Origin of the sequence: Nitratireductor aquibiodomus NL21 = JCM 21793 (assembly GCF_000615975.1) — a bacterium.
GTDB classification, from domain to species: Bacteria; Pseudomonadota; Alphaproteobacteria; order Rhizobiales; family Rhizobiaceae; genus Nitratireductor; species Nitratireductor aquibiodomus.
Map to the genome: position 1 here is coordinate 1 of NZ_BAMP01000086.1, position 17,285 is coordinate 17,285.

The 17,285-nt window shown below is 60.5% G+C and carries 16 protein-coding genes; 6 read left to right on the forward strand and 10 right to left on the reverse strand.

Annotation, left to right across the window (positions count from 1 at the left end):
* A partial coding sequence (locus tag JCM21793_RS29840) for a hypothetical protein (protein ID WP_210164484.1) occupies positions 1–275 on the reverse strand: 275 nt, incomplete at its 3' end.
* A 90-nt stretch (positions 276–365) separates the two neighbouring features.
* Here JCM21793_RS29840 and JCM21793_RS28400 point away from each other — a divergent pair.
* Both JCM21793_RS28400 and JCM21793_RS29320 read left to right on the forward strand, forming a co-directional pair.
* The gene (locus JCM21793_RS28400) at positions 366–1,295 is read left to right on the forward strand and encodes a DUF3137 domain-containing protein (protein WP_025031311.1); all 930 of its coding nucleotides are present in this window, start codon (positions 366–368) and stop codon (positions 1,293–1,295) included.
* Positions 1,296–1,576: 281 nt separating this feature from the next.
* Positions 1,577–2,047, forward strand: a complete 471-nt coding sequence (locus tag JCM21793_RS29320) for a hypothetical protein (protein WP_155983482.1) — start codon at positions 1,577–1,579, stop codon at positions 2,045–2,047.
* Positions 2,048–2,107: 60 nt separating this feature from the next.
* On the opposite strand, the gene JCM21793_RS18535 is transcribed toward JCM21793_RS29320, so the two are convergent.
* A complete protein-coding gene (locus tag JCM21793_RS18535; protein WP_025031313.1) occupies positions 2,108–3,430 on the reverse strand; it encodes a sodium:solute symporter family transporter in 1,323 nt (440 codons plus the stop codon).
* Between the two features lie 348 nt (positions 3,431–3,778).
* Here JCM21793_RS18535 and JCM21793_RS18540 point away from each other — a divergent pair, with 348 nt between their 5' ends.
* The 3 genes from JCM21793_RS18540 (at position 3,779) to JCM21793_RS18550 (ending at position 7,302) form a co-directional block, all read left to right on the forward strand.
* Positions 3,779–4,291 (forward strand): LemA family protein, encoded by a 513-nt coding sequence (locus JCM21793_RS18540; RefSeq protein ID WP_162175235.1) that lies wholly within the window; start codon positions 3,779–3,781, stop codon positions 4,289–4,291.
* Positions 4,288–5,313 (forward strand): hypothetical protein, encoded by a 1,026-nt coding sequence (locus JCM21793_RS18545; protein WP_025031315.1) that lies wholly within the window; start codon positions 4,288–4,290, stop codon positions 5,311–5,313. The genes JCM21793_RS18540 and JCM21793_RS18545 overlap by 4 nt, the downstream gene beginning before the upstream one ends.
* 171 nt (positions 5,314–5,484) lie before the next feature.
* Entirely contained in the window at positions 5,485–7,302 is a 1,818-nt protein-coding gene (locus JCM21793_RS18550) for a serine aminopeptidase domain-containing protein (protein WP_025031316.1), read from the forward strand.
* A gap of 55 nt (positions 7,303–7,357) precedes the next feature.
* Here the strand turns inward: JCM21793_RS18550 and JCM21793_RS18555 are convergent, their stop codons facing one another.
* Genes JCM21793_RS18555 through JCM21793_RS18565 form a run of 3 tightly spaced genes read right to left on the reverse strand, consistent with a single transcriptional unit; the run spans position 7,358 to position 11,756 of the window.
* A complete protein-coding gene (locus JCM21793_RS18555) occupies positions 7,358–8,434 on the reverse strand; it encodes a hypothetical protein (RefSeq protein ID WP_025031317.1) in 1,077 nt (358 codons plus the stop codon).
* The gene (locus JCM21793_RS28405; protein ID WP_162175236.1) at positions 8,431–10,365 is read right to left on the reverse strand and encodes a vWA domain-containing protein; all 1,935 of its coding nucleotides are present in this window, start codon (positions 10,363–10,365) and stop codon (positions 8,431–8,433) included. Before JCM21793_RS28405 ends, JCM21793_RS18555 begins: the two co-directional genes overlap by 4 nt.
* Positions 10,366–10,424: 59 nt before the next feature.
* Complete coding sequence (locus JCM21793_RS18565; RefSeq protein ID WP_155983483.1) at positions 10,425–11,756, reverse strand: hypothetical protein; 1,332 nt, start codon at positions 11,754–11,756, stop codon at positions 10,425–10,427.
* Positions 11,757–12,231: 475 nt separating this feature from the next.
* On the opposite strand from JCM21793_RS18565, the gene JCM21793_RS18570 reads away from it, so the two are divergent.
* Entirely contained in the window at positions 12,232–13,050 is an 819-nt protein-coding gene (locus JCM21793_RS18570) for an IclR family transcriptional regulator (protein ID WP_025031320.1), read from the forward strand.
* Here JCM21793_RS18570 and JCM21793_RS18575 read toward each other — a convergent pair.
* From JCM21793_RS18575 to JCM21793_RS18595, 5 genes are all read right to left on the reverse strand, one after another.
* Entirely contained in the window at positions 13,041–13,640 is a 600-nt protein-coding gene (locus JCM21793_RS18575; RefSeq protein WP_025031321.1) for a pentapeptide repeat-containing protein, read from the reverse strand. The genes JCM21793_RS18570 and JCM21793_RS18575 overlap by 10 nt on opposite strands.
* Positions 13,640–14,107, reverse strand: a complete 468-nt coding sequence (locus JCM21793_RS18580) for a flavodoxin domain-containing protein (RefSeq protein ID WP_007009590.1) — start codon at positions 14,105–14,107, stop codon at positions 13,640–13,642. The genes JCM21793_RS18575 and JCM21793_RS18580 overlap by 1 nt, the downstream gene beginning before the upstream one ends.
* Positions 14,104–15,354: an FAD-dependent oxidoreductase gene (locus JCM21793_RS18585; protein WP_036540838.1), complete on the reverse strand. Its 1,251-nt coding sequence runs from the start codon at positions 15,352–15,354 to the stop codon at positions 14,104–14,106. Before JCM21793_RS18585 ends, JCM21793_RS18580 begins: the two co-directional genes overlap by 4 nt.
* The gene (locus tag JCM21793_RS18590) at positions 15,351–16,844 is read right to left on the reverse strand and encodes an aldehyde dehydrogenase (protein WP_025031323.1); all 1,494 of its coding nucleotides are present in this window, start codon (positions 16,842–16,844) and stop codon (positions 15,351–15,353) included. The genes JCM21793_RS18585 and JCM21793_RS18590 overlap by 4 nt, the downstream gene beginning before the upstream one ends.
* Positions 16,845–16,857: 13 nt before the next feature.
* Positions 16,858–17,285: aspartate dehydrogenase domain-containing protein (locus JCM21793_RS18595; protein ID WP_025031324.1), on the reverse strand; the 428-nt coding region annotated here is incomplete at its 5' end.

Genomic DNA, 17,285 nt, shown 5'->3' on the forward strand with positions numbered 1-17,285 from the left:
CCAGTCTGCAACCATCGCTCCAGAAACAGCCCGCCCGGCCCGTGGAAATCGGCTTCAACTGTCATCTTCATCACAGCTACATCGTCCCCTTCCCCCATATCGGGACAATCCACGGAAACAGATTGGCGAGCCGCCTCTCCAATTTGGGAGAGGCGCTCAAGGTCTGGCTGCATGATTGTTGGGAGGAAAAGAGATTCATTTGTCCGCAACAAGGATAATCCGTGCCCGCGATCCGGCTTACCGCCATCCTCATCACACCTGTCGCCCTGGTACATCGCTGGTACCGGCCGCACTTCGGCGCGACCGGCATCAACGCACGGTCCGCACCGTCACATTCCCGCGATAGCTGATCTGGAGCGCCAGCCTTGAACACGCCCGTTGCGACATACGCCCCCGAGAAGGGATTCGACAGTTACTACGCAGGCGAAATCGAACCTGCGCTTGTCGCTCTCGAAGCCCTCCGGAAAAAGCGGGGGTGGCTCGTGGCCGGACTGGCGGGCCTCGGTGCAGTCGGATTCGGTGCGCTCGCAATCCTTGCGCAGATGGGCCAGACCGACAGTGCGATTGCGCTGGCCGCCTTTGCCGTGGGATTCGGTGGTATGTTGGGGGCAGGCCTTGCCTATCTGGGGCTCACCGACCGCTACAAGCAGGTTCTGACCGGCGGCGTCTGCGCATATCTCGGCTTTGAACACACCCTCAGAAAATTCGAATTCCCACTCACCCGCTTCAAACCGCTCCTGCCATTTTACACAAGCGTCAAGCTCGAGGATCGAATCGACGGGCATGTTGATGGCGTGGATTTCGAGCTGTGCGAGGGCAAGTTCTCGAAAAAGAAGGCCAAGTGGCGGGCCCTGATGCTGGTTTACAGCTTCAGCAAGCCCTTCAACGGCGAAACCACGATTGTTTCGGACACCGACTGGATCGGAAATGCGCTCGAACAGCACCGTCAGAATGGTGAGCGGGTCCGGCTGGAAGACCCCCGGTTTGAAGATCGCTTCAACGTCTTCTCCACCGATCAAATCGAAGCCCGGTACCTGCTTACGCCACGCTTCATGGAGCGGATCATGGAACTCACCGAGCGTCTCAACAACAGGCGAGGCGTGGCGCTGGCGTTCGTGGACAATCGCTTGCTGATAACCGTACGCATCGGTTCGGCTGCGCGGCGTTTCGAGATCGGGAATGTATTTCGTGAAGTTCGTGATGGAAAGGAGCGTGCCCGCAATCTTCTCGCCGAGCTCGAACTTGTGACCGACGTCATCGACAGTCTCAAGCTGAGCGCTACCGGCCATGCGTAAGAACGTCACCGGCCCGCATGCGACCCCGGCGGCATGGTGGAACGCGAAGACGATTGCGCGCTGCAAGGAGCCTCTTTTCTCTCATTCGGGAGGGACCTCTGTCGGGTATCCACGCAGCAATGGTCCTGACCCGAGTGGAGCAAGAGGCGTACATTGCTGACACTCAGCCGCTTCAAGCAACTTAAACAACCCAACCTGAAGACCAGACGCGGTTGGGTACAGGAAGCTGCGGGACTGCAACGTGCGTTGCAGGGATCAGAGATCAAGGACAGGAGAAGCCGATGCCCGACCCCAAACACCTGATAGTTGCGTCAGTCTTCGGCGGTCTGCTGCTCGCCGCAGGCATTGCAGCCTTTGCGATCAGTCAGCAGAAGACGGCCAATAGCGTACCTGCAGGCGATCTGCGTCTGACCGTCCATGCGGAAGCAACCGGCAGCCGCGTTTGCAGGCCCGAAACACGCGTCACCGTGAATAAGCGCGAGCAGGGATTTTACGCACTCTATGGAGAAGCGCGCTACACCGATACGCGTGATGGCAAATCGACCGTTTGCCGCTTCAGTGGGTTTTTACAGGCTGGGACAGTGCGGGCATGTCTCAATTCCACACCACAACCGGGATCAACACAGAAACGTCCTGCGCCGACCTCAAAATCACCTACCATATCAGGGAGTGCTGGTACGATTTTTCAAATCGGGAGCCACGCGCGTGCCCTCAAATCCACGTGGAGGGTGAAGGGTTTGCAGGGCTGGTGATCGAAGAGGACCAGAGCCAAGAGCTCCCCCAAACTGAAGGAAGCGAGTGAGCGGGCGGCTTCACTGGCTGTTCCTTAGCGGTTGGCCACTGCTGCGGGACCGCGACGCCAGTCCCCACCCAAGGCCATAGGTCAGCGCGGCAACTCCAAACCCGGCAAACGCGGCGTAGTTCAGATCGATGCCGACAAGAACCAGGCTGACCGCCACGCCCAGGTTCAACGAGAGAACTGCCGACCCGGCACGGGGATTGCGCGTAAGCAGTGCCGCGAGTACGGCCGGGAGGAAAACCACGAGCGAGCTGAATGCCGCGATAATGGAATTGAGCAGCGGTCCCATTGCATAGGCAGCGATGGCGAGCACGGAAAACAGCATCAGCACCATGAGCTGAAGCTGGCGCAGCGTGTAGCGTGTCCGCTCCAGACTGGTGACCAGCGGCATGACGAATGTGTCCATCGTCGACATGAGAACGGCAATCAGCATGACGTCGGCCAGCCACGCCCACTGAACCGGCATGGTCGCACGCAATACGGTAAGAACCTCTTCGCCCGCATGCCCCTTGAGCCCGAGCCAGACGATGCTCATGTAACAAAACAGGCATAGAGGCGCAGCAAGCAGAAATGCCCTTCGCGCCACCGCCGGCGCCCGCGCCGTTGCCATTCTCTGCCAATTGTCGATCGCAAGGACCGCACTGACGGGAATGAACAGCCAGACACCGACAAGCAGCGGTAATTTATAAGGGCCGAGATCGAACATGTTTTCGATGTGCGGCATGCCCCCGGCATTCGTAAGCGTAAGAACGCCAATGCCGACAAGAATGACGATAGCCTGAAAGATGTCGGTCTCCGTGGCCACGCGATACCCACCAATGGCGGTGTAGATCCCGGTAAACGCGCTCGCAAGAACAAGCGCAACCAGGTTCGAAACCGGCAGGATAGTGGCCAGGATCACAGCCAGTGCCAAAAGCTGTACAGCCGTGCGCAGCAGGAAAACGAAAGCGATCGGAATCCAGATCGCCAGCGGATGGCGGACACGATGGGCCGCCACAATGAGATCGACCAGTCCGTGAACGCCATATTGACTGGACTGCCGGTGAACCACTGGCGCTATTGCACCGCAGATCACGAGCCCCAGCGCGTATGCGCAGGCCAGCGACACGCCAAGGATCGGGCTGGCATCCGAGAACAGCAGGAGTGCGACAAATGTGCCTGCCCCGATGTTTCCGCACACGATGCCGGCAATCGTCGCAAGCAACCCGGTGCGGCCCGAATTGAAAATGAAATCGTCCCGTGTCGCATTGCGCGCGCGCACAAGCGCATAGACGAGAGGCGCGAACAGGACGAAGACAATCGGACCGAATTCAAGGATGTCAGAAGGCGAATACATTCTGGATGAGTATCATTCATGGTCGCCAGATCACCAGCTTTACCTCGGGCAGAATCCGGTTTTCCGTTTTCCTTCCGGCCGCATCGTGTGCTCCCTCATTTGGGGGATGCAAGCATGCCAGCGCCCGGCTAGGGCATTCTACAGTCAGATGAGAGCACCTGACGTCCGCGAGAATGCGGCAAACAATGAGACAATGCGGCGCAGCGTTCCGTGAAGCGATGAGCGGTCCAGGCCAGGGCTCCAGTGCGCAAAGCGCCGCATTTCGGGAGGCTTCCGGCACCAGACATGATCACGACCATTGTCATAATCGCAGCGTGCATACTCGTGTTTATTTATCTGCAGAACCGGTTGGCCGCGGCAAAAAACGCCGTGACAACCGGCTATTCGGGGGTCGATGTGCAGCTAAAGCGCCGTCATGACCTCATCCCCGCCCTTGTCGAGGCGGTACGAGGGGCGATGGCGCAGGAAAATCGCATCTTCGACGCGCTCATGGAGGCGCGTCAGAGCGCAATGAGCGCGCGCATGAGCGACATCGAGGCCGTGCAGAGGGCGGAGAGCAAACTGTCCGACGCGCTTCACACATTTTTTGCCTACTCCGAGGATACGCCCGAAATCAGCGCAACAGGCAATGTCCGCGAACTCCAGAAACAGCTGGAGGAAACAGAAGACCAGATCAGCGCGGCACGGCGGCTCTATAACGCCAATGTCGAGCGCTACAATACCCTGCTCGACGCCGTCCCTTCGAACTGGATCGCCCGTGCGATGGGGTTTGAGCACGCCTCGCCCTTTTCCCTGGCCACCGCAGAGGCTAAAGCGGTGCGCGCGATGCCCGAAATCGATCTGCCGGGAAAACGCCCGTGAGCAAGCGGCGGCACTGGGATCCGTTCGAAGATGAAATATCTGTAGAGACGCCGGACACATCCAGCATCCGCAACGGCGTTGCGCTTCCCATCTGGCTGAAACGTCTTCCCCTGCCGGTCGCGCTGCTCGCCCTGATATGGACGATGGTCGCCGGCTTTGCCGGCAACAGCTTTCCCTTTGCTCCGGTCGCCGTCACCACCCTGGCCTTTGGCGCGATCTTTCTGGTGGAAATGCTCGAAAATGCGGATGGCCGCCGGCTCGCCCGCCGGGTCAGGATCGCACGAGACAGAGGCTGGTCCTATACCGGCAGGTTCCTGGAATGGCAGATTGAACGAACCCCGGTGCATGACTCCGAAGGCCATTACGAACGCCGTTCACAGCGTGTAAAACCGCCACGTTTGGAGAAGATCGAGGCCCGCATACCCGAACTGACGAAAGTTCGGGCCGGTTCGTTCATGGGCGTGCGGCTCGATGGCGAGTTCTGGGGCGACAGCAGGGAAGACAGTCTGCCTTTGTGGGTCGCGGTAGGCGCCATGCAGATGGAGGCCGGGCTCGGCATGCGTGAGATGCGGCGCGACGCGCGTGGCGGCAAGGGTGGCTACGGCCAGTTCTTTTCTATGCTCGGCGCTTACCGGATTGACCGAAAGACCGGCATCCGCGCGGTGATCCGTCCTGAGAACATCGTCAACAGGGGACCGCTGGATCGTGACATCAAGACCGAGTCGATACAGTTCAACGAGCGGTTTCATGTTTCCGGGCGCCCCATGACGAAAAGGGATAACCGCGATGTCACCCAGGAGGTTTTGCAGATACTCACACCGGCCACCCAGGCCACAATGCTCGACCTCGCGGCCCGCTTTCACAATCTCGGTTTCATCGTCGAAGATGATGTGCTGTTTTTCATGGCTCAGGACAGACTGGCTGGCGAGAACGCTTCGGAGGGGGGCATCGACCGACTGTTACCCGGCATGATGGAAGAATTCGAAGCCGCCAAATTTTCCATCAGGCGCTACGTCGAGTGATCCTGCCCTGTCGTCGTTCGCTTCACTCCCCGTCTGACCTCTTCTATATTCACGCCCGAATGGCAGAAGGGCTGTCAGCGTCGTTCAGACCGGGTTCACGCGGGCATCGGTAAACAACTCCGGAGTTGTTTCGGGTCGCGCGGGCGTCTGATTGGCTTGGGGGATGAAATTATGAATGCCGAGTTCCTGCTGGGGGAGGACAACCAGCCGCTACTTATGCGCAAGTGGGTCGTCGACCCCGGTCGCAAGCCAGCGCATGGCCCCAGAGCCGTGTTTCTCGGCCACAGCCAACCCACGCATTCAGGCATGCTCTCGGATCTGGGCGCGGCCTTTCGCCAACTGGGGTGGAACGCCTATTCAGGTGATGTGCGCGGACACGGCAAATCCACCGGTAATCACAGTCCGCTGGGACATCTCGACTATGAGGATGGCTGGCAGCGCGCCATCGCCGACATGCGGCTGTTCTACGAAAAGAGCTTCGCAGACATCCCCTGGGAGCAGCGGCTGGTCGTTGTTCCCAACATCACTGCATTGCTGACACTGGAAGTCCTCAAAACCTGGCCGGACCTCGCCCGCCACATAGTCTTGATCTCGCCGCCGCCCAATCAGCGCGCCATTGCCATGTTCGGCAAAACGTTCTCGCAGACGCGTTGTAAACTCGGCTCCGCAGACACCCCCGACGAACAGTCTCTGCATCATCTATACGCGTTTTTGGGCTCGCACCTGAAAGAACGCCGGCATCCGGCAGACGTGATGAGCGCGGATCGCGCCCTGATCGATTCCGTGATCGCCGATCCGCTGGGTTGGCCGACGCCCACGCCCGCATACTGGTACAATATTTTCTCAGGCATGCTTTCGGCCTGGAAATGGCCAAAGGGTGCGTCGGTGGTGCCCGGCACACGTTGCCTTATCCTTTTCGGCGGCGAAGACGCAATGTTGCGCGACGGTGGTTTTTTGCCGCCTGTCGAACGGTTTCTCGAACGTGTCGGGTTTGACGATATCGCATCAGCCCGCATCGAAGGCGCGCGATCGGCCCTGTTTCTCGAGGAGAGACGCTTCGGCATCGCCGAGCGCATTGTGCGATGGGTCGGTGAAGAGTGGCATCCGGAAGAAGGGAGCGCTGAGATCGGCGTTGCCGAACTCACCTCGGAACTGCTTTCGATGACCAGCAGCCTTGGGGCATCCGAGGACATGAGTCCCGGAGAACTCGTCGAGCTCTGCTACAACGCCATCGACGATGAAAGCCGCTGGAACGAAATCATCTACCGCATGATTTACGAGGCTGAACGATCTGGCGATCTGGCGGAGTCCGCCCTGCACAAGCGCATTCTGTCGCTGATGCCGCACTGGGAACGTTCGTTCAATCTCAACCGGCAGGTGATGATGAACGCCACGCTGGGTGTTCTGCTGCAGTCGGTCATCGAACGGCTTCAGATCGGCGTTGCAATACTCGACAGCGAGGGCGGGTTACTCCATTCGAACCGAACCTATTTCGAGGCACTAGCCCGGTTGTTTCCCACGAGGGACCTGTCGAGTACCGATCAACGCCTCTTGAACCAGTTCACCCGCGCGCTGTTGACGGGCGAGCTGAGCGATCCTGCCAGCCGAACGGGCCATCGCGAGACACTCATTGTCCATGAAGACGTCCCAGTCGGCTTCCGGTTTCACCCCGAGGCGCTTAAGCAGACGAGCCTGCAGCGACAGGGACCCGCTTCCGTCCTGGTGCTTCGCACCAGCCTTGAGCGGAAGCTCGCAGCGGACTCGCGCGTGGCGCTGGTCGAGCTCGCCTATGGCCTGACCGGCAAAGAGGCCGAAATTGCACTTCTGATTGCCGGCGGGAAATCCCCCGAAGAAGCAGCGGAAGCGCTTGGCATTCTGGTCAGCACCGTGCGCGGCCATCTCAAGAAGGCGTTCTCGAAAATGAACGTCCACACCCAGTCCGAACTCACCTCACGCATACTGTCCGGACCGGTCGGCTGGCTTGGCTAGCCACCTCGTTGTGGCGGTCCGCTATTGGCGTCACCAAGCGGCAAGAGGGCGACCATCACCGGTTGGGATTGGCCAGATGCGACATGATCCGGAGCGCATCTTTCAAGCTGATTCCCATTTCCTCGCATGCGCCGGGTGCACTGGTTGCACACGCGGCCAGCGGCCATTCGTAGGAATATTCGGGCAGGCCGAGGCGATGCAGGGCCTCATGGGGCGTGAGGCCAGCGGCCGCGCCTTTGCAACCAAAACCTGCAGTGCACGCCCATAGCTCGTCTTCTTCCTGACTGAACGAAGCAATCCCGGCATCCGTGAACCTGTCTTCAGTTGGGGCCTGCCCCTTGGTGTCCTGCACTTCTTCTTCAGTGAACGACATTTTTGCGCCGTCCTCTGTCACCTCGTCCTCGGTGAACGACATCTCGCCGCGTTTTCCATCAACCGACAGGTCCTGCTCGGTGGAATCGGCGTCCGCATTTCCGTACTGCTCCCGATACGCCTTACGCGCATCCTCGGCGTTTTCGTGCCCCGTCAGAACCACCGCATCGTCCTGCGATACGCCCAGCCCCTCGCACCCGAACCCCGCCGCGCAGCCGAGAACATCCCGATCGGCAACGTCCCGCCAGTCAGTGCGGCTGCCGTCGGGAACCGCTTCATTCTTCTCCTCGGACTCCACTTCGTCGAACAGGCTTTCACCGTCCTCTGCCACCTCATCCTCGGTGAACGACATCTCGCCACGATTTTCATCGGCCGACAGGTCTTCGTCCGAAACCTGCTCTGTGGAATCTGCGTCGCGATTTCCGTACTGTTCCTGATACGCCTTACGCGCATGCTCGGCGTTCTGATGCCCCGTCAGAACCACCGCGTCGTCCTGCGACACACTCAGTCCATCGCACCCGAACCCCGCCGCGCAGCCGAGAACGTCCCGATCGGTAACATCCCTCCAGTCGGTGTTCGCGCCATCAGGCACGTCTTCGTCCTTCTGCTCGGACTCCAGTTCGTCGAACAGGCTTTTACCGTCCTCTGCCGCCTCTTCCTCTGTGAACGACATCTGGCCCTGCGCCCAGACCCGGGGCATGGAACCGCCGACAAGGGCCATCGCCAGCAGGATGGAAGTCAGCCAATGACGGGGCGTCATTGTTGCGGCACCTCAATTGCGAAGCGATCGAATTCGAAATGGCTTTCACCGGGCAGCGCCTTGTGCCCGTGGCCACCCAGCACACTCGCGGCACCCGACAGCCGAAGCATTGTGATCGACTGGGTCGTGTAGGCGAGCGCCTCGCCCTCCCCCGGCATCTGCATCTCCAGCGAAGCCGTGATTTCCCGGCCACGCCGTTTGAGACGCAGTTGCGCACCGTCCCGGCCAAGGCTCTCAAGAATGGCATCGCCCCGCTCGCGACCAGCCGCATTGCAGACACCGTCAACCCAGGCACCGCCTAGCAGGTTGGTATCGAAAGAAGTCGTCTCAGGGTCGTCTTTCGCGCCTGATATCCGGACCAGTGAGAGATTAAGCAGAGTGCCGCACCCCTTCGGTTCAAGCCACATGCGGGCCCCAATCTGTTCGTGTGCGGCCTTGAAGAGCGACAGCATGACGCCCTCGCGCCTGGTCTGTACATTGACCCTGAAATCCAGAACAAGATCAAAATCTCCCTTGGGGAGGGGACGATCCAGCACGAAACGGTTCGTTGCCTCTGGATTTGTGAAGTAGGGTGCCTTGCCGAGCGCGGCAACGAAGAGTGCGCCCTGCGGTGTGAACGCCGTTAGCTCTTCAACCGGGCTGTCCACCCGCCACGCCGCATTGAGCGCCGGACCGTCGAACGTCTCCTCGAACACGGTTTCAGCAGTTGGCCGGGCGACTGGTGCCGGGGCAGGCGCAGGTGTGACAGTCTCCGATTCCCGCACCACATCTTTGACGGCAGCGACGAAGCTTCGCGCATCGTTTGCCGGATGGTAGGTGCCATTGCCCTTCTCGGCGATACACTGGAGCGCCGCGTGCTCCTCCTCGTTCAGGTCAAAACCAACGACGTGAACACGTGTATCGATTCCCGTCCGGGCCAGTCGGGCCGCCGCACCGCACGGATCGCCGCCGCAGGTTTCCAGTCCGTCGGAAATCAGAAGAACGCTCGAAGACTGGCCGGCAGCGGGCATGGCGGCAGCCGCCCGCTCCAGCGCACCGGCGATCGGGGTTTTCCCGCGAGGTGAGAGGCCTTCTATTGCTGGGATGAGCCGTCCCGCGTCATAGTTGGCAACCGGATAGAGAATTTCAGTGTCGGAGCAGTCTCCCTCACGCCGGTGGCCATAGGCCATCAACCCCACATTCGTTGCTGGATCGAGATCGCCCAGGATTCCGGTGAGCGCCTGACGGGCTGTGGTGATCTTGGCGACACCTTCAATCTGTCCCCACATCGAACCCGACGCATCGAGAATGAGCAAAAGGTTGCGCCCCTCGGGATTGATGCCGTTGCCGGGCAGATCGCCTTCTTCCATTCCTGGCACGATAATCGGATCGTGCCCCTCCTGCGCATCGGGTTTGACAGAATGACCGCACGCGGACGCACACGGGACGGGAAAACCCACGTTTTGCAGGGTCACTTCGCTTCCGTTTTGGCGCCTTAGGTCTATGCCGAGATTGGCTGCCATATCGGCAAGCGACCAGCCATTGTTCTCGGAATAAATGTCTGAGATCTGCCAGGCATTGTCGGGTGCGACCGGCACGAGAGTGTAGACGAACTCCTGGCGCTGTCCGAAATTGTCGAGGCTGACACGCACCTGTGCAGCGCCACGCAGAACTGGTGTAGCCGGGTCGGCGAAAACCCGGAGGTTGGTGATCTCGAAATCCTGAGCATTGTAGATCGGATCGAAGCCGAGGCGCCCCTGCAGCCCGTCCACGGCCAGTCCATCGACCACATAGGGTGCAGCGGCAAGCGCATCGTTGAGCAGCGGGCCCTGCATGGTGTCGAGATGGGTCATGTGCGCGCCGATGAATTGCTCGACAAGAGCAACTGCCGCGTTGATGTCCTGCGCCTGAGCGCTCCCTCCACATGCCGCCAGAAGTGAACTGGTCAGCACCCAAAGAGCAATTCCTGAACTACGAAACATGGCCGGAAATCCCATCATGATGGCCGCCGTCAGTTGACCGGCGCAGAAATCGAAAAACGGTCGAACTGAGCGACCGACTCGCCATTCCCCGCCCGCTGAAGCTGCCCCAGCATGAACGCGGGCCTGCCTGCGGCATTTGTTCGCGCGACGTTGCGTGTGGTGACGCTGACACGCCCGCCCGGATTGTCGCCGAAGGCCGGAAGATCGAGTTCGACCGTAGCAAAATGGAGAAAACCCCGTCGGGAGAGGGTCAGTGAAAAGCCGGTTTCGTTGAGGCGTTGCAGGATTGCGTCGCCGATCTCCCGGTTGCCGGCATTGCAGTAGCTGGACAGAAGGGGGCCCTTGTCAAAGAGGTTATCGTAGAATTCGCTGGTCAGGGGCTCTTCGGCTCCCGCAACATGTTGCCGATTGACGATCCTCAGGGTCAGGTAGGGGCCGCAGCCGCTGGTGTAGACGTGAAGCGTGCCCGCAAGAAAGTTCGTCGAATCCTCATAGAGGCCCAGCCAGACGCCCTCCCTCCCGGTCTTGGCTTCGAGAAGCCCGGTCAGCGTCATGTCAAAATCGCCTTCCGGCGCCTTGCCGAGCCGGAAGATGTTTTCGCTGCCTTCTTCGCGGAACGTATCGTCTCCGCCCGTCGCAATCTGATAGACAACGCCATTTTCAACGACGAATTTATCGGGAGCTTCCCCGATCACGCCCCATTCGGCCCCTAAAGTATCGCCATCGAATTCGTCCTGATACGGCAGGGTGAGCATTGCGTCGGAAGCGCGTCCATCACCCGCCTCCGTGCCACCGCGATCCGCCGCTGCAAGAGCCTTCTGTTCTTCCTGGCTCGGAGGATGCCCGGGCGCGCCGGAAGCCGGGCGCACTGCTGCGGCGCTGCCCTTTCCCAGGGACCAGCCATCACCCCATATCCGCGTTATCAACGGACGACCGTTCGAGCCCGCAACCGCAAACGAGATCAATCGGACAGCCCCCCCGGACTTCACTGCGGCCTCTATGACGGTCTCTTCTGCCGGCTGGTCCGCTGCCATCCGCAACTCATAATCGTCGACCGTGCCTTCATGCGCGCCGACCAGAGGACGAAATCCATCGCTGCCCGCAGCGATCGCTTCAATGAGTTGGGGGGCCAGGAATGCGCGAAATGATGTCATCACATTTCCGCCCGCCTTGAGCCCGGCACCTTGCTGTTCCAGCATGGAATTGACGGTGTAAAGAGAGAGGAGCACGCTTCGGGCGGCAATCTCATCCGCCGCTTTGCTTTGTGCTCCTGCCTCCGCTGCCGATATCGCAACGAGCATCGCGCTCATTACCAGCGAGCGAACCAGGCAGGTTGCCCCGCTTACAAACTGCCGGATCATCTGGCGTCTTCTCCATCCGTGTCATCCATCAGTGACTCGGTACTACCCCGCCTCAAGCCCGCTACCGTCCCTCATATGGGGGAGGCATCATTGGCGAGAGAGCATTTCCTGCATATTCAGTGACTGATTTGAATCTTCGCAGCCGGCGTAGCAACGAGACGGTAGCCGCCCTCCCCGCCGCGTTCGGCTTCACGGTTCGGCAGCGGCGGGGTCGACAGTAAGAGGATACGGTCGATGAACAGGACCCAAGAAATCGCATTGCACGCACATATCGAAGCGGCTGCGCAGCACGCGCCCCATGGCAGCCGGCGCAACGGAAACCTTGAACAGCTGGTACAAATGGCTGGCTTTCTCCGGAACAACGAACCGTTGCGCAAATCGACGATTCCCGAAAATTGCGTGGGAAAGCGCTCTACTGCCGCGTGTTCAAATATGATAAACGCGACCAAATAAGACCAATTCGACGGGGCATCTCGTGGCCGGAACACAGAAAAGCGAAACCAAAGAACCTCTTTATGTCGTGCCACCCGTCACCCGGGCAATCGCACTGCTTCGCTACATTGCAGCGGGAAATCGGTGCCGCAACATCAGCAACGCAGCAAAGACGCTGGACATCAATCGCACGACGCTGATCCGTCTGCTTGCAACGCTCGAGGCCGAAAGCATCATCGAACCGATTGCTGACGATGGCGGATATCGCCTCGGGACCGGACTGATCGCTCTAGCCTCGGAGGCTCTGAACGAACGCAGCATTCTTCAGGTTGCGCGCCCGTTCCTGAAGCAGCTCGTCGAAGCACTCAACCTGTCGGCGCATCTCGGCGTTCTTGAAGGCCGCGAGATCGTCTATCTCGCGCGTGAAACACCCAATTCTCACCTGGCCAGCACCGTGCGCGAGGGCACGCGATTGCCCGCCCATGCGACCACGATCGGCCGCATTCTGCTTGCCGAAATGCCAACCGCTTCGCTACGCTCGCTCTATGCAGGGCAAACGATGGAATCCTTCACAACGAAAACACGCACGACCCTTGCAGATCTCGAAAAGCAGCTGCAGAACGACCGTGCCCGCGGCATCGCCTGGAGCGTTGCGAATTTCGAGCGTGAGATCGGTTCGGCGGCGGTCGCGATCCACGATCACCAGGCACGCGCTGTCGGCGCCATCAATGTGACGGGTCACGCAAGCGTGTTCGCCGAGGACGGGCCGCACGCCGAGAAGATCCAGCATGAGCTCAAGGCAGTCGCGCGTGCGATGTCCGAGGCTCTGGGCTATCGCGGCTGGTCAGCCGATCAACTGTAAGCATAACCGTAAGAAAACGCGAAGGAACTGCTCTCCAACTTCGCGCTTCCGACAAGAGCACGGCGCAGCCACAGGCGGCCATGCACCTGTGTCTCGGAAAAGTCGGCGCTTTCAGGCAGGCGCACCGCCTCGCACCACAAGCCGCCCAGCCACTCCGCCCGACGGAAAGAGGCTTTCCGGTCCATGCGAGCGCCGTGGAGTGAGAAATTTCCGTAACAGGCGATCTCCTGAAAATCGACGCCCATCTGAAAGCCTGCCTGGTCGAAACGTGCGATCCCCCGGAACTCCGTGCCGGAAAATAGCGCTTCAGCAGCGAAGACGGTCTTCTCGAAGCGGGCATCGTTGGCAAAAAGCGCGTTTGCAAATCCGGCGGTGCTGCCGAAATCTGCCCCGCTGAACCAGCTGACCCCAAGAAAGCGTGCTCGCGTCGCGTCGATCCCATCGGGAAATGATGCGCCGCTGAAATTGACCCCCGTTATGTCCAGTCCGCCAAGGTCAAGCCGCCCCTCACAAACGACGCCCGACAGATCAACGCACGCACCGTGCTGCCACGGAACGGCGATCAACGCGCGTATGTCAGCCGCTTTCATCACGCGACCTCGCCGATTTTCTCCTCGGCCAGCGTCACGATCTGGCTCGCCCATGGAAAGGCCACGTCTTCAGCCATGTCGCTGCCGGAAGCATCATGTGTGATGCGCTCTCCGACCTGCACCGCACCGTGGGCGATGAGCAGCTCCGCAAGGGTCCCGCTGCCAAAACCGAAGGTCTCTTCATATTCGCGGTCTCCAAGACCGAAAATGCCGAAATGAATGCCCTTCAGGTCTGGTGCCGCCGTTTTCAACGCTTCGGCGAAAGGCTGAGCGGAGGCTGGCAGTTCGCCATCGCCATAAGAAGAGCAGATGATCATGTGCAGCCGGCCTGCATCGAACTCGTCGGGCGAAAAGTCCGACAGGTTACGGCACTCGACCTCATGGTCGCCCTCAAGCTCTGACATGATGTCCTCGGCGAGCATTTCGGCATTGCCGGTCTCGGTGCCATAAAGAAGCATGATGTTCATTGAGAAACCTCCTCTTTCTGAAGGGCCAGCGCCAGCATGGCATCGCGCGATGCGATCTTGGCGCGGCAGCGGTTTTCAGGTGCGTTGGAAATCTCGGCCACATCAATGCGTTTCCAACCGTGATAGCCGACCGCCCCTGCCCAGTCGGGGAAAGCCTGCCGGCCTGGCTTTTCAGGCAGTGCAGCGGCGCCCTCAAAATCAGCCAGAATGTGGGACGCCAGACGCTGTGCGTCGGCGCGATTATCAGGAATCGTGCCCTGCGGCCCACGGCGAAACCACCCGGTCGCATAAAGCCCGGGAGCAAGAACTCCTGCCTCCCGATCAACCGCTTCCCCAATCAGCAGATCACGTGGCAGGCCGACTTCCGCGCCAAAGCCGATTGCGGTGATAAAGGCACTGCAAGGCAGGATGACTGTGTTGCCCTGTCCATCCAGAAAGCGCGCTTCCTTCAGATGATCGTCCGGTCCCGAGAGCTCGATCGGCGTCAAACCAAAGCGAAATGTTATGCGTCGCGCACCGCAGCCATGTCCATTGATCGCCTCAAGCGCGGCAAGCTTCTTTGCCGCTTCAGGATCATCGCTCCTGTCTGCTCCAAGAACGCGAATATTGATGCCTTCGAGCTTCACAAGCTCCTTGATCATGACCGGATCGAACTTCGCCGCCGATGCCGGCGAACGACCGACAATCTCAATTTCCTCAATGCCTGAACGCGTCAGCCAATCGCTTGGCGCAGCACCCAGATCGGACCCCGCCAGTTCCTCCGGTGTCTTGGCCAACAGGCGAAGAATGTCGATGGCGACATTGCCATTGCCCATGATCACGACCCGGGAGCCCAGTTCCGGCAAAGGTGCGGCATCGGGATGCTCGTAGAGCGCCCGCGTCAACTGGCCGGCGCGATGAACACCCTGCAAATCCTCGCCTGCGATGCCAAGCGTTCGATCCGCCGACAGTCCGGCTGCGAGCACGACCGCATCATAGGCTTCGCGCAGGGCGTCGAGGCTCACATCCTCGCCGATGGTGACATTGCCCACAAAGCCTGCGCCCTGGCGCTCGAACACGCGTTCGAACTGCCTGATCACGCCCTTCGTGCCCTGATGATCAGCTGCCACTCCATAACGCACCAGCCCGTAAGGAACGGGCAGTCGGTCAATCAGATCCACCCTAAGATCGGGCGCCGCTTTCAGCAGCGCCTGCGCCAGATAGCACCCGGAAGGCCCTGAGCCGACAATGGCGACAGCGCGGCTCATGATGCACCCACCGTCGCTGCGGCCCACGGATGCGGTGCACCCGAAAGGTCGGTGTAGAACGACTTCTGTGCCATATAGGCACGAATGCCCTCGCGCCCCTTTTCGCGCCCCATCCCGCTCTCCTTCTCACCACCGAAGGGCGTCGAGATGGAGAACTGCTTGTAGGTATTGATCCATACGGTGCCGGTGCTGATGGCCCGGCCCACTCGCCAGCTTTTGGGAAAGTCGCGGGTCCAGATGCCACAGGCAAGACCGTATTCATTGTCGTTGGCCTGGGCGATCAGCTCATCTTCATCATCGAAGGGCAGGACGACAAGGACCGGGCCAAACACTTCCTCCCGGCAGATGCGCGCGGTGTTGTCCAGACCGGCGAGGATGGTCGGCAGGTAGTAGGCGCCCTTGTCGAAATCGGCGCCCGCAGGAGCGCGCCCCCCGACCAAAATATCGGCTCCTTCTCTGCGCGCCCTTTCCACGTGATCGGCCACACTGTTGCGATGGTCGTAATGCACCATCGGAGCGATCTGCGTCGTCGCGTCGAAGGGATGACCGACCTTGAGACGCTGTGTCGCCTCCACAAGCCGCTGGACAAACTGATCATAAATCGGCCGCTCGACGAACAGGCGCGCGCCGGCAATGCAGCTTTGCCCTGTTGACGAGAAAATACCGAACAGCACCCCGGCGAGTGCCTGTTCGATAGCGGCGTCGGCGAAGACGATGGTAGGCGACTTGCCGCCGAGCTCCAGGGAAACCGGCATGAGTTTCTGAGCAGCCTTTACCGCCAGCGCCCGCCCGGTATCGGTTCCGCCCGTGAAGCTGATCTTGGCGATGTCAGGGTGTTCGACAAGCAGATTGCCGATTTCACGGCCCGATCCCGGGAGCACCGAGAACAACCCCTTCGGCAACCCCGAAGCCTCGATGATGCGCGCCAGCTCCAGGGAGACGAGAGGCGACCACGACGCCGGTTTGAGGAGAACCGCGTTTCCTGCCGCAAGTGCTGGTGCAACCTTCTGGGCGTCCGAGGCGATCGGCGAATTCCACGGCGTGATCGCACCAATAAGACCAAGCGGTTCATGAACGGACATGGTGAGCGCGTCGCCGCGCTGTGCGGTCAGCGCTTCATCGGAGGTTTCAAGCACCGCGCCGAAATAGCGGAATGTGCCGGCGGCGGATGCTGCCAACGCTCCGGTCTCACGCAGGGTCTTGCCCGTATCGCGGCTCTGGATATGGGCGATGCGCTCGGCATTGGCCTCAATGCCGTCGGCGATGGCATAGAGAAAACGCGCCCGTTCATGCGGTTTCAGATTGCGCCACGCCGGATCGGCTTGCGCCCGCTTTGCCCGCTCAATCGCGCGCTCCCCATCCGCGACGCTGGCACCGCGCAGCACGCGGTTGACACTGCCGTCAGCGGGAAAGACGGAGGTGATCTCCGCGCCCGTGCCCTCTTCCCATTCACCGGCGACGAACAGCTTGCTCTGCGGCAGCTCGATCATGTTTGCCTCCCTCTCAGATTGCCACCGGACCGATGCGGTTCCGGATCTCCCGCAACACGCTGTAGACCGTGGAAACAGATGTCCTGGCATTGCCCGCCGACGGCAGGTTCTCAATGCGCATGGTGTATTTCGCCAATGGCGAGGTAACGGAGTATTCATGGACATTGCCCGGTGCAGCCGGATCGGCCACCAGTTCCACACGGGTTGCCTCAAACCCCGCGCCTGCCAGAGCGAGCGTTGCCGCGACATTGGCATTCTTGGGAAAATCTCGTGCGGCTTCACGCGCATTCCCGGTGAAGAATGTCGCGGCCTCGGTGAGGTTCACCAGATCAACCGTCTCTTCGGCGGGTGTGCCGCTCCAGGCGCGCGGCGGCTTGGAACCGCGGTAGCGCACTTCAAGTCCGCCGGCAGCGCCAAGGGCCGCCAGAAGATCGACGCCGC